The organism is Pseudovibrio sp. POLY-S9 (genome assembly GCF_001431305.1).
Classification (GTDB): Bacteria; Pseudomonadota; Alphaproteobacteria; order Rhizobiales; family Stappiaceae; genus Pseudovibrio.
On the sequence record NZ_LCWX01000010.1, the window covers coordinates 30,179 to 42,317 of the forward strand.

A 12,139-nucleotide genomic window follows, 5' to 3' on the forward strand; every position below is an offset into this window, starting at 1 on the left:
AACGGTTTGAAACAGTCTGCTTAAAATTTGCAGGCAGAGATTTCGCAATGACGAGTAGTCAGAGCCAAAGATCGGATAACCAATGATAAAACTAGAACTCTTGGAGCAAAAAGATATTTGGACAGAAGAACTGAAGCGCCCTGGCAATTGGGTCGTCGCAAACATTGACACTTCAGTTTCGTGGCCAACACAAGTTCACACGATCATTTATGAAGACATTCAATACTGGATCATTCCGATCACCCAAAATGCATACCCTGGTATTACAGCGCGTGCAGAAGGCATTACTCCCGAAGAGCTGCAAAAACGCATTTTACAATTGCTTAGTGTCATCTCATGGGTGGATAGGCGAGGTATTACTTTACACTCATTCACAGGAGGAAGTTTACCTCATTCTATGGGAAGAAACTCCGAACAAGGTTATGCTATCCGGGAGGAGTTCGATTACCCCTACCTACCTGAGATCGACAGTGATCGAGCAAAATTGGCATTAGCGTTAATGCGTGAGGGACGTGGCTTAAACCACGCAGCATATGCTTTCTTGACATTTTTTCGTGTTCTCGAAGTTGCTCATAATAAAAGCGAGAGACGAAATACATGGATGAAATCCGCAATAGAGCGCCTTGAAAATAGCCAAGCTTTGAAGGCTGTTAATGAATTAAAGGCAAGTGAAGTTGTTGATGTGGCTAAGCACCTTTACGCATCTGGCCGTTGCGCAATCGCTCATGCAAACTCAGATCCGATAATTAACCCAGATGATCCGACACATACAAAACGTTTGCTTCGCGAACTGCCAATAATTGAAGCACTAGCAGTCATGGCAATCGAAGAAGAACTCGGTATCAAGACCGACACGACAATCTATCGCGAACACCTCTATGAACTGGAAGGATTTAAGAAAGCTTTTGGTAGCGAGCTTGTCGAAAGAATTAAAAGTGCAGAACAGATACAGGGGAATGTGTCCGTTAGCCTACCTGTTATATCAGTACGTTTGAGAGGAAAGCCGATCTTCGCTTCACTGGAAGGCTTACAGCCACACGACATTCAGCAAGTTGGTACAAGTATTCAGCTGAGATACAAAAATGAAGAAGGTTCCTTAGGTTTGAAGTTCAATCTTAATTTCAAAGATGAGCGATTAGAGTTTGATATCCATGATAGCGTCTATGGGACTTCTGATGACAACACCGCTAACTACGCTGAAACCAAAGCTCAATTAATAGAATTCATGAAATGGTATTATTTGAACGGCAGTCTCGAGATTATAGATACAGAAACAGGTGATGAGATTTCACGGAAAGACGCATTTTTGCCAGAAAATGTATTAGTTAATCCTACAGAGTTCGACAAAGACATTGAGTTCTGGCGCTCTACAGCCAGCAAACGGCGTCAAGTCGTAAGCATGACATAAAGCATCATGAAAGTGCTGATTTAGTCGTCAGTCAGCAGTACCCCCCCTGCCCAACCGTCCCCCAGAGCTCCTCCAGCTCTTTAGGATGCTCAAACCGCAGCATCTGCCCTTCAAAACACGCTAGCTTCTCAAGGTCGCGTGGCCGGTTTGTCCGCTTGTAGTTGAGGACAAACCAGAGAAACTTCCAGTCAAAGCGCTCTTCGCAGCCTTCAACGAACTCAGCCTCTCGTCTCTGTCCCAAACCAGCCAACATCCGCCGGAACACACGATACAGGCAAATGCGGGTCGGGAAGTCGAGGTGGATCACCGTATCAGCACGGGAGATGCGTTTCTCCAAGGTGCCACCATAGTTTCCATCAATGATCCAACACGGCTGAGCAGCGAAGGTCTCCACCTTATCTGCCCAAGCAGTCTTCTCAGTCCGAACCCATCCGGGCTGCCAGTAATGAAAATCCAGATGCACAAGCGGCAATCCCGTAACAGCAGCCAACCTCTTAGCCACCGTAGACTTCCCCGCCCCCGGACATCCAACAACCATCACCCGCTGCACTTTTCGCTCCCAAGTCTCTGTCATAAAGCAATTGCTAAAAATACGAGGTCCTGAATTCGGGTACGTTTCATATCAACTAAATCATCATGTTCAACACTCAAACCAACCATTAAATGCCAGGCTAGTTGGGCTCAACAACCTCAATCTGATCAAAGACAACACCATTAATAGTTTCGCGATCCGGTGTCAGCTTAATTGCTCTGAGCACCAGACCTAGCTTTGGGGAATAGTATCTATCAAAGGTGGTTGGCGCTGCCCGTCCTTCCAACTCAAGGCGAGATTCAATACGCCAAACATCATAGCTGCACTTACCAATCTCAACTTGCCCCTCATCCAGATAAGATAATCTGGCTACACCACGGTCAACTTCGTTTGCATTGTATTTCAAGACAAAATCAGAGAACCACTGGCCGGATTGTTTTACGGAGTCCACATTTGACAGGGACTTAGAGTATTCCAGAGAGAGTGTTCCCTTAGAACTGATCCGTTGACCAGTGACCAGCGGATGAAGGTAGATCGTGGTGACCTTCTCTTGCTTCCCGTCTCGGGTCATCACACGCTCTTCAACAAGCCCTGCAGACGTTTTCTTATAAACTGCAGAATAACCATCGGCTGTTCGTGTCAACCGCAGTCCACTTTCAGGCAGTTGCTGCGGGCAGGCAGCAGCAGCATTAATTCCAGCAATTACTAGTAAACCTGACAATCTCAACATGTTCGCCCCCAAGCACTATAAAAACACTAAGTATGGAGAGATAATAAGCAAATTTCTTGGAAGGATGCCACCCAACCAAAGCCCAAAAATCACCCCACACCCAACCACGTCAGCCCCACAATCCATCCATAGCTCACCACCACGCAAAACACCGTAATCGGGAGCATCCACCAGCAGAATTGCCAGAAGGTGAAGGGGGTGGCGCCGAACTTCTCGGCTTGTTGGACAACGATCACATTGCTGGCTGCAGAGATGATGAAGAGGTTTCCGGCCACGGTGGAGATGGTGGAGAGCATCATGAAGGTGCCGGTGCCACCGCCATCCAGCAGCTTCAGGTAAAGTTCCACCACTGGCACGTTGGAAAACAGCTGGCTGGCCCAGAAGCTCACAACAGCGGTTATCGTCAGGTCTGCCAGCTCCCCTTGCAAGGAGCCAAGCAGATATTGCAGGGAGCCGGATTGGTAGAGCGAGCCAGTGACGATGAACATGGCCACAAAGAAGATCAGCGTCGCCCAGTCCACCTCCTTGAACACCCGCAGGCGCTCATCTCCTGCCAGATAGATCGGCAGGCAGGACAACAGCCCAACCCAGCCAAACGGCAGCGGGCCAAGGTGAAAGTACGTCCGGCCCAAACTATCGCCGGTGATGATACCCACCAGCAGCACAACAGAAACCATCGCAGGCCATTGCCGAGGGCTCACTTCAACCGCTTCTGCCTGCGTTTCTACGTCTTCAGAGACCAACGCACTCTCATCCGATCCATTCTTCTGCACCAGCTGGTGGAAGCGGAAGAACACAGCCACAAGACAGATTACACCGGGCACCAGAGCCCACACAATGAACGTCGCCAGCATATTCTGAAAATTGGCAGCATTCACCACCAGAATGTTCTGCGGGTTGCCAACGGGTGAAACCATGGAACCAACCGTCACCGCCGCGCACAGTGTCACCAAAACCACCGCCAGTTTCCACCTGAAAGCCCGGCTCAGGATAATAGCAATGGGCACCCCAATCACCGCCGCCGCATCATTGGTCAACACCGCCGCACAAATCGCTGAGGCCACCATGAACCACAGCAACACGACACCAGCGTTGGCCCGCTTCAGCAGCATATCCGCAATTTCCTGCGAAAGACCGGTGTCATACAGCGACGAAGCAATGCTGAACACGGCAAACAGATAGAAGATCAACTGCCAGTCCACCGCATGAAACGCGGCCACAGGCCTGATCTCCCCCAGCACCAACAGCACAATCGCGCCCGCCAGCATGATGTGCCAGATCCGCACCATGGGCGGAAGCCACTGGCGCACGGCAATTCCGAGGAAAATGAGGGCGGAAACAGCAAGAGAAACCGACATGCCCCACCGTAGCCACCGTGGTTTGACAGCAGCTTAACCGCCACTTCGACAATAGACCGAAATCCTTGGGGGCTTGGAGAGAACTCTCACTTATTCTCAACGCAGATCACGCAACAGTCCAGGGTCTCCATGAAACTCAATAAGGCAATGCTTTCGACGAACTTCTTCGCCGGCGATGTCGTGGGTGGAATTGGGCCTTATCTTGCAATCTACCTGCTCACGGGCCTGCAGTGGTCCCCCGGCAACATCGGCATGGTCCTCGCCATTGGCTCGCTGACAACCGTCGCCTTGCAAACACCAGCTGGCGCCTTCATCGACAGCACCCGCAAAAAACGTCTGCTCCTCGCCTCCTGCGCCTTGCTCATCGGCTTCGCAACCATCTCGATCCTGTTGTTCTCGCAGTATCCGGCGGTGATTTACATTGCGCAGATCTTCATGGGCATTGCCGTCGCCTTTGTCGGCCCCTGCATCGCCGCCATAACTCTGGGCATATCAGGACCAGACCATTTCACTGTGCAAATGGGTGCCAATCAGGCCGCTAACCATTCCGGCAATGTGTTTGCCGCCATTCTGGGCGCAGGTCTCGCACTGTGGATCTCGGCAGAAGGCGTATTCTGGCTTGTTGCCCTCATGGCCGTCGGCATGGCCATCAGCATCGGCATGGTCAGCGGCTCGGCCATCAACCACAACGCAGCCCGTGGTGGCTTGCACCACACTCCCAACGATGGCGATGAACCATCCACCGTCAGCACCATACTGGCAGACAAACGCCTGCTCACACTGGTGCTCTGCGTGTTCATGTTCCACTTTGCCAATGCAGCTATGCTGCCGCTGGTCGGGCAAAAGCTCTCGATCAATTCCAACGTCAACATCGGCGTCGCCTTCGCAGCAACCTGCATCGTCGTGGCACAGTTCTGGATGACCATCATGTCCATCATCTGCGCTGCCAGGGCTGACATATGGGGCCGCAAGCCGCTCTTCCTGCTCGCCTTCTTCATTCTGCCCATTCGCGGCATGCTGTTCATGTGGCTGGAAGACCCCGTCGCACTCATCTCCGTGCAATCACTGGATGGCATCGCCAACGGCATCTTCGGTGTGATTATCCTGCTCATCGCTGCAGATCTGACCCGAGGCACAGGCCGCTTCAATCTGGTGCAAGGCGCCCTCGCCGCTGTCGTGGGCATTGGTTCGGCTGCATCCAACCTGCTGGCTGAAGAAATCGTCCAGTTTTTCGGCTATTCTCCCGCCTTCATCACCCTTGCGGTTCTGGCCTTCATCGGCGGCACCATGTACCTGTTCCTGATGCCGGAAACTTTGCCGGCTCAAACAGATGAAGATGACGGAACAGCACCTCAACAAACGAGCTAGGACTTACGATTAGGTCACCTCAACTTTCGGGTGAAAACGCTGATTTATACGATTACTCTCTTTATTTACTGGTCCTCAAATACTTATGCTTATCTCGCAGATAAAAGAATGCGCTAGAAAAGAAATGTTCAGGGCCTAAGGCGTGAATACAAATGAACGCGGACATGTTTTGAACACACAGTGCAGGCCAGTACTCGAATGATCGAAAAAGCCAGTAGAGAGCAGGTTCGTCGCCAAAACCGGTTCGTGGTGTTGTCCACGTTGCGGCGTCACACCACTCTGGCCCGTGTCGACCTTGGCCGGCTAACAGGTCTTTCTCTAGCCGCCGTCACCTCCATCACCGCTGATCTGAAGGACCGCGGCCTGATCACAGAGGTGGAAGAACAGCCCAATCCGGATGCCAACACCCGTGGCCGCCCACGCACCTATCTGCGTCTGCGTGATGATGTCGCCCATGTGGTCACTGTCAAGCTCTCGGTAGACCGTGTTTCACTTGCTCTGGTGGATTATACCGGCCACCAGCATGCCGAAGCCAAGTTCATGGTGGAATCCTCCGATATGGGCGGTGAAGCATTCATCGCCCTGCTCGCCCGCCACATCAAAGCGCTGATGAAAACAGAGCCGCTTCGTGCCCGTAGCGTCATGGAAATCACCGTGGCAACGCAAGGCATCGTCGGTAAGCGCAACGGCTCCATCATCTGGTCGCCCACCATTGCAGAGCGACAGGTGGAACTCACGGCCAAGCTCTCCAAAACCCTCGGCATCACCTGCACGCTTTACAACGATACCAACATGATCGCCGAAGCCTTGCACCGGCAGGATGCTGAGAAATACAGCGGCAATTTTGTCGTGGTGTATATCGACCGCGGCGTTGGCATGGGCATCTTCATCAAAAACGCCCTCTACCGTGGCGAAACCGGAGCCGCAGCTGAATACGGCCACTCCCCCTTTACGCCAGAAGGCGCGGCATGCAGATGCGGCAAGAAGGGCTGTCTGGAAGCCTACATCGCCGACTACGCGCTCTACCGTGAAGCGCAGAAACTGCCCAAGGAAACCTCTCCCTCCGCCATGTTCTACGGACCGGAGTACATTCAGAACCTACGCGCCAGAGCTCGCATAGGTGAGGCACAGGCGCAAAAGGTCTTCACAGATGCAGGTTTTGCATTGGGCGTCAGCCTCGCCCGCACAATCTCATTGCTGGACCCAAGCCGCATCGTCCTCACAGGCAAAGCCATGCAAGCCTACGACCTCTTCAAGCACGGCATGAACAAAGGGCTGGAAAGCGGCCTGCTGGCACCACTGCTGGATTCAGTAAACCTTGAAGTCCTGCCATGGGACGAAGATTTCATCCTCCAGGGCCTCCTCATCAAAGCCCTGAAGCATCTGGATGAAGCGCTGATCCATTAAGGCGTACTCCAGCACAGTGGCTCCGGTTTTCAGATAAAAGTACACACGAAAAAAGCCGGCCCCAAAGGAACCGGCTTTCTCAAAACTCATTGTAGCAAGCTTAGTTGCGTGACAGCATTGCAGAAGGCAAACCGCGTGCAATTGTGTGCGCGACAACAGCAGCTAGAGCAACCTTGATCAGATCACCCGGAAGAAACGGCAAGCTGCCAACCATAATCGCTTTGTCGAGCGTCATACCAGCTTTGTAAGCCAGCACCGGCACGCCGAGCGCATGCACCACAACAATGCCGCCAATCACGCCGGAAACAACCGCACCAAACACCACGTTCATGTTGCGCATGGCTTTCATGATCGCACCAACCACGATCGCACCAACAAAGTAGCCTGCCAGATACCCAGCTGTCGCGCCATAAAACACGCCGATGCCACCACGGCCACCAGCCAGAAACGGCAGGCCAAGCGCCACCAGAAACAGCAGCAAAGCAACCGCAAGCCCACCACGCACCGGACCAAGCATCATGCCAGCCAGCATCACACCAAGCGACTGCGCTGTAATTGGAATTCCACCAGCAAGACCCAGCTCAATCTTGGGTACCAAACCCAAAGCAGCAATCAGCGCCGCATAAAATGCAATCTGAACAAGAGAACGATCGCTAGACATAGTCATCCTATCTATTTCTTATCACGGTCAAAGCCGTCAGCCCCACCTCGGGCTGTCAAAGCTTCGGCAACATGATCTGTCATTTTAATCGCGTGTAACGCAAATGGGGCAAGCAAGCGCCAGCTGTTGGCGTGGGCTGTTCTGGCTTTATACGCTTCTTGCAGCGACGCATAAACCGCCAGCAGCACCGGAACAAACCGGATAACCAAGGCTACTGCCAGCGACACGCGTCTTGGGGAGATGCCAAACACACGCAGAGGCCGGAACAACGGTTCAACCGCATCCATCAAGGCCTCCATATGCGTTGTTATACTAATAAAGTTGGCAAGGAGCACCATCGCCAATAGACGCAACACAGCAATAATGCCCTGCTCAATATCGCCTAAAAACACATGCACCAGAAAGATGATCCCCATCATCCAGAGCAGTGGGCGAACCACCTTCACCTTCTCCAGCCCCTGCCGGCCAAGCGTCGCATAAAGCGCCACCACAAACACCAGCAGAGCAGCAGAGAACCAAAGCGTATTGAACGGGATAATCAGCAGGCTCAGCACAAACAAAAAGATCAGCTTCACTCTGGCAGGAAGCTTATGCGCCCAACTGTTGCCCGCCATGTAAAGGGAGATCATGTGCGCGCTACCCCTTCAAAATGAAGGTCCACGCCAGAAAGCTCATGCGCCTGATAGTCTGCCAGCACATCCGCAGGCACACCAAACTGCTTGAGCTTACCGTCTTCAATCCAGAGCACTTTGTCATAGTCACTCAGCGCATCCAGCTCATGGCTGACAAAGAGGATCTGCTGATCTAGCTTCTCCAGCTTCCGCCGCAGTGCCACTCGTGTCCGCAAATCCAGACTGGAAAACGGCTCATCCAGCACAACCAGCTTCGGCTCCATGATGAGCACGGCCAAAATACAGATCAGCTGCTTTTGACCTTCAGAAAGCTCGTGAACCGGACGCTCTCCCAACTGCTCAATGCCATGGTCTCTCAACAACGCAAGGCTCTGCACCTTTGCATCTGCTTTGCCCACCCCAACCTGGCGCAGGCCAAAGCTCAACTCTTCCAGAGCGGTCGGAAAGATCAGCTGATGATCCGGGTTCTGGAACACAAACCCCGTCACCCGTGCCAGCTTTTTGGCCCCTTCCTCAGCAGAAACACCGTGAACCAGCAAAGAGCCTGCACTCACCGGCAGCAAACCATTCAGGCTGCGCACAAGCGTAGACTTACCAGACCCGTTCCGACCAATAATCCCAACCCGTTGATCCGGCAGCGCAACACTCAGATCACTGATGATCGTCGAACCGCTCCGTTCAATGGAAACATGGTCAAAATTGATTGTTTTTGAAGTGTCGTTCACGCCGCAATATCACCTGCCAAAGGAGTTGCATTCCTATACACAATGCAGCATGCCAACACCACGGAAATCTATAGGATCAAGGCTGACCATCACTGCTCGGCAAGCCTCTTCCTATGTGTCATGTCCGCGACTTTTTCAGCAAATCATCAGCTCAGAAGCATTGCATGCCAGCAGAGCAGTCCACCAATGCCCTTGTTGCTAACCATTGAGACCAAACGCAGATCAATATCAAACTCCAGCTGAGAAATTCTCACAGTGTGTTGCCGCGACCAGTTGAATCCACCGCCATTAGCGGAAATTCAAGCGTTTCCATCTGGGGTTGAGGCAATTCTTTTAGAAGTTACCGCGGGCGTTTTCATGAATACTTTTCGGTAGGACCTATGTGCTCACTTTTGCTGGATGTGTCACGGGTCGTTGAGCCTATTTGCCAATTGCTGCGGTCTGCACCAATATCGGCTGTCTCGGCTTGGCGTTGGGCATGGAACGTTGAATCAAGTCGGCAATTCTACGTCAATTCAGTAGGTATCAGTGTGCCGCATTGAAAGATGGCAAGGGCATCTGTACCCCCATGCTCAGATGCCCCATGGAGTGCCTCAGTTTAATTCAAAGTGATCCGCCAAGGCGTCGATAATGGTGTTAAGCACCTGAGTTCGATCCGTCCCCACCGGGTCGGTGCAGACAGGATCGTCTTGTTCTTCGATCAGAAGAGCTTCACCTGCGGGCTTACACAGTCCAAGTGCTGTAAAATGCGTAGCGGGTGCGATAGTCTTAACAGAAGCCTGCGGCACCAAAGCCTCAAAATTGCTGCCCATGGCGCTCGTGTCTGTCGCATTGAGCCTAAAGGCTCCTTCGCCCAACCCTATAAGAAGAAGCGGAACCGTTACATCCTGCACATCCTGCGGCGCAAGATCCCAAGTTAGACCAGGATCAATAGCGGCGACGCCACTGATACGTGGATCCCTGTAGGATGCCTCATACCTGTCTTGATCGATTGCCGTGATGTCGACGCCTTCGGCTGTCAGTTCAGCGCAAAACTGTGACCCTGCACCCGCAGCTTTGCAATAGTCGAAAAAACCGTCCCGATTGCCTTGGACACCTGCAAGTGAAAGGGCAGTCCATCCTCCGTAGGAAAGGCCTGTGGCATAGATCCGTGTTCCGTCGATGATGGGTGCGAAAATCGGATCTTGTAAAACATAGTCCAACGCGGCGGACATGTCTTCGGCGCGAGTCCAATGGTTGAATGCGGTGTCGAAGTCCAAATCAAAAGTTGTACTGCTTGGATGGTTTACCGCCACAACGATTGCCCCTTTGGAAGCCAACCCTGCGCTGAGCCACGCCATCCGAGCGTAATTTCCGCCCCAGCCATGTGAGAGAAGAACGACTGGGTATTGTCCTTGTATTGGCTCAGCGTATTTGAACACAGATGTTCCATAGAATATGGCATTTTCAGCAAACACAGTCTGGCGCTGACCCACGGCAGGGAACATGACAGCCATCTGCATATCTTGGTCATGATGGGGAGCCGCTATAGTCAGCTCGTTGAGGCCGACATCTTGTGCTGCGATTTCAGTGCAAACAGAGAGGATCGAAGCGAGGGCAAGGACAGTAGTTTTCATGGAGTGCCTATCGGTGAAGTGGTTTGAATGTTGACACCTTCATTCAAACGCTGACGAGATTTTATTCGACCTGAATCCGGTTTAAGGTCACGCAGATCAGGATTTAGGTCCTATTAAGTAAGGAAAAGGACCTCGCCTGATGCCAGTTCTGCCAATGCCCATGATTATCGCTCTGCTGCTATTGGGCCTTCTTTTGCACCCTGTGCTAACTCGCGGGACGCATGCAATCAGAAATAGCAAGAACATAAAACCGGCGAGGCCCTGCACTGAGAAGAATACCGGCAAATATGCCATCAACACCATGCTGCGCCCGCAAATGCCTACGCCTTTACGAAGGACTGCAATGGGCTCAAAAAGTCATACCTCATAATTTCCTGTTCCTTTGAGGCCTTTCTGGGCGATGTCAGCGGCGAGCGCATTACTAATCTCGGTTGCGGGGAAGACAACAACACCCGCAAGCTGACAAGAGCGGGTGCTCGCATGTCTGGTGCTGATCTTTCAAAGAACATGATCACCCATGCAATTGCCGAGGAGCAAAAGCCCCATTAGACATTACCTACGCAACCAACTCCTTCAACTCCAACACTGGCTTTCCTGGCGAAAAGACGAGGGAAGAGAGGCGACAGATCTGGTTGTCTCCAAGTGCTTGGACCAAAATCACTTCGTAGATCAATGGAAGTTCGCCCGGCGCGGAGACCATTCAGAGGTCCAGCGCTTGAGCGTACCCAGTTTCCTTTGCACCCTGAGCAATTATCTAACCCCCTTCACCAAGGCAGGCCTTCAAATCAAGGAGATTCAGGAACACGAACCAACAAGGAAGCGATTCAGCAGGTGCCACGCTTCCACCGCTGGAAATCTCTCTCTGCTTTCCTCCTGATGGTCAAAGCCACCAAGCCCGAAATCGCGTAATCTAAAAGCTAGGCCAACACATCCCGCAGGGAGGCAAGCCAACCCTTAACTTCTGCGGACACCTTGGCATGGTCCAGCCCCTCAAAGGCATCCCAGCTCCAGCCGTTCTCAGGGCACAGCTCATCCCAAAATGCATGCAGCTCTTTTTGTTTTGCCTCCGGTAAAGGCAAGTTGGCAGCATGCCTCAGCAGCAACACTTGCTCCTGAAGCCGCAGAAACACCCAGAAGGCTTCCATCATGGGCCGCAACAAATGCGGCTGCCTCTGCCATGTGTTCCCTGAAAACAGATCCTGCGTGACAATCGGCCCAGCTCCATGACAGTGAAACTGAACACAGCCCTTGTACCCGGTCGTCGCCAGATCAGAATGGATCTTGCAGGTCCCACAGCTCTCAAGATTTCGGCAAGGCTCACCAGCAGCTTTATCAAACGGGAAAACACTCGCCTTATCAAAGGCAAGCGCCACACAGCACAGTGCAGCACACTTCTCGCAGTCAGCTTTCAGCCGATCATCAAGTTGGTTCAGATCCATAGCGTCTTATTGGCACAAAACACAAGCCAGCGAAAGCAATCTCAAGTTTCGGGCGGATAAGGAGTGTCTCGCAATAGCGCGCTCCACTTGCTTGGCTTCAGTCAAATGACAAGGAGGCGCCTAACACAATGCCCGGAAGCGTGGCATCTGATGCTTCATATATGCAGCACCGAGCACCGAGCACCGAGCACCGAGCACCGAGCACCGAGCACCGAGCACCGAGCACCGAGCACCGAGCACCGAGCACCGAGCACCGAGCACCG

Annotated in this window: 11 protein-coding genes; 3 read left to right on the forward strand and 8 right to left on the reverse strand. The window is 52.5% G+C overall.

Annotation, left to right across the window (positions count from 1 at the left end):
* The first annotated feature begins 82 nt into the window (after nt 1-82).
* Nucleotides 83-1,408: a methylamine utilization protein MauJ gene (gene mauJ, locus PPL9_RS00645; RefSeq protein ID WP_057460832.1), complete on the forward strand. Its 1,326-nt coding sequence runs from the start codon at nt 83-85 to the stop codon at nt 1,406-1,408.
* A 31-nt stretch (nt 1,409-1,439) separates the two neighbouring features.
* On the opposite strand, the gene PPL9_RS00650 is transcribed toward mauJ, so the two are convergent.
* The 3 genes from PPL9_RS00650 to PPL9_RS00660 form a co-directional block, all read right to left on the reverse strand.
* Nucleotides 1,440-1,982: an adenylate kinase gene (locus tag PPL9_RS00650; protein ID WP_208989083.1), complete on the reverse strand. Its 543-nt coding sequence runs from the start codon at nt 1,980-1,982 to the stop codon at nt 1,440-1,442.
* Between the two features lie 97 nt (nt 1,983-2,079).
* A complete protein-coding gene (locus PPL9_RS00655; protein ID WP_057460833.1) occupies nt 2,080-2,670 on the reverse strand; it encodes a hypothetical protein in 591 nt (196 codons plus the stop codon).
* Between the two features lie 89 nt (nt 2,671-2,759).
* The gene (locus tag PPL9_RS00660; RefSeq protein ID WP_057460834.1) at nt 2,760-4,028 is read right to left on the reverse strand and encodes an SLC13 family permease; all 1,269 of its coding nucleotides are present in this window, start codon (nt 4,026-4,028) and stop codon (nt 2,760-2,762) included.
* 129 nt (nt 4,029-4,157) lie between these two features.
* Between PPL9_RS00660 and PPL9_RS00665 the strand changes: the two genes are divergently transcribed.
* Nucleotides 4,158-5,396, forward strand: coding sequence for an MFS transporter (locus tag PPL9_RS00665; RefSeq protein ID WP_057460835.1), 1,239 nt, complete (start codon nt 4,158-4,160; stop codon nt 5,394-5,396).
* A gap of 198 nt (nt 5,397-5,594) precedes the next feature.
* Nucleotides 5,595-6,803, forward strand: a complete 1,209-nt coding sequence (locus tag PPL9_RS00670) for an ROK family protein (RefSeq protein ID WP_057460836.1) — start codon at nt 5,595-5,597, stop codon at nt 6,801-6,803.
* Nucleotides 6,804-6,903: 100 nt separating this feature from the next.
* Here PPL9_RS00670 and PPL9_RS00675 read toward each other — a convergent pair whose 3' ends face one another.
* From PPL9_RS00675 to PPL9_RS00695, 5 genes are all read right to left on the reverse strand, one after another.
* The gene (locus PPL9_RS00675; RefSeq protein WP_082596430.1) at nt 6,904-7,470 is read right to left on the reverse strand and encodes a biotin transporter BioY; all 567 of its coding nucleotides are present in this window, start codon (nt 7,468-7,470) and stop codon (nt 6,904-6,906) included.
* A gap of 5 nt (nt 7,471-7,475) precedes the next feature.
* Complete coding sequence (locus tag PPL9_RS00680) at nt 7,476-8,093, reverse strand: energy-coupling factor transporter transmembrane protein EcfT (RefSeq protein WP_057460838.1); 618 nt, start codon at nt 8,091-8,093, stop codon at nt 7,476-7,478.
* A complete protein-coding gene (locus PPL9_RS00685) occupies nt 8,090-8,821 on the reverse strand; it encodes an ABC transporter ATP-binding protein (RefSeq protein WP_057460839.1) in 732 nt (243 codons plus the stop codon). The genes PPL9_RS00680 and PPL9_RS00685 overlap by 4 nt, the downstream gene beginning before the upstream one ends.
* A 593-nt stretch (nt 8,822-9,414) precedes the next feature.
* Complete coding sequence (locus PPL9_RS00690) at nt 9,415-10,437, reverse strand: prolyl oligopeptidase family serine peptidase (RefSeq protein WP_057460840.1); 1,023 nt, start codon at nt 10,435-10,437, stop codon at nt 9,415-9,417.
* A 917-nt stretch (nt 10,438-11,354) separates the two neighbouring features.
* Nucleotides 11,355-11,876 (reverse strand): hypothetical protein, encoded by a 522-nt coding sequence (locus PPL9_RS00695; RefSeq protein ID WP_057460841.1) that lies wholly within the window; start codon nt 11,874-11,876, stop codon nt 11,355-11,357.
* Nucleotides 11,877-12,139: the final 263 nt, after the last annotated feature.